Source organism: Oleiphilus sp. HI0067, assembly GCF_001635735.1.
Genome location: NZ_LWFI01001680.1, coordinates 1 through 867, shown reverse-complemented (window position 1 = coordinate 867; position 867 = coordinate 1). Strand labels below are relative to the sequence as shown.

1 protein-coding gene is annotated in these 867 nt (G+C 43.4%); it reads right to left on the bottom strand.

Annotated features, from left to right (window positions below):
• A partial coding sequence (locus A3739_RS30540) for a hypothetical protein (RefSeq protein ID WP_197472622.1) occupies positions 1-867 on the bottom strand: 867 nt, incomplete at both ends.

The following is an 867-nucleotide window of genomic DNA, read 5'->3' as shown; positions in this document are numbered from 1 at the left end:
TTTCTCGCTTGCCGTGCTCTATAGCTGCTTTTAAAGCTGTCTCAGCAGACTCTAAATCACCCACCGTGAAGCTGTCTAAGCCAATTCCATAGTATGTCACTGATTTGAGTGGCATATTAGTGCTGTCTAATTCCTCTAATACCTGCTTAGTCAGCTGACTAGCGCCACGTAGATCTGATTGCGAACGGGCGATATAAGAGCGAATTAATGAGATTTCGCTATGCAGATCAACAAGCTCGTCAGTACTGGTCTCTATGTTTGCTAGACGCTGTTGATCGATTAATGCTTCTAATTCATCAAGCAGAGGTTGGATGACCTCGATTTTATTACTGAAAAATAGGGCCCAAATTCTCAATAGAAGAATTCTGGGTGAGCGAGATTTGAGTTGCTCTGGAATGGCAGCTATCCATTCGAGCATCGGCAGATGATGCCCTTCATGAATTAAATTGTTGCCGTTGCTTTCAAGTAGTCTTGCTAGAAGTTCCCACTCTTGAAGAAGCACAGCTTGTTCGATGGCTTCATGTGGTTGGTTATGCTCGATGAGCCAGTCTATAGCGCGAGTTTGTAGCTCAATTAGATGTGCTTTTTGGTTCTTTCGTAATCGTTTGAATAGTGAGTCTCTAAACATCTCGTGGTAGCGAAACCACTCACCTTGGCTATCTAGCGGGATCAGGAAAAGATTTTTTTGTTCGAGTTCTTGCAGTATTTCTCGACTATTGTTCGTTCCGCGGATGTAGTCGCATAGCTCAGCGTTTAAGCGCAGTAAGCAAGAGGAGTCTAGTAAAAAGCTTTGGGTCTCTTCAGGCTGCAACCCGAGAATTTCACTTAACACATAATCTGAAAAATGACGTTCGTCAGCCAGTAATT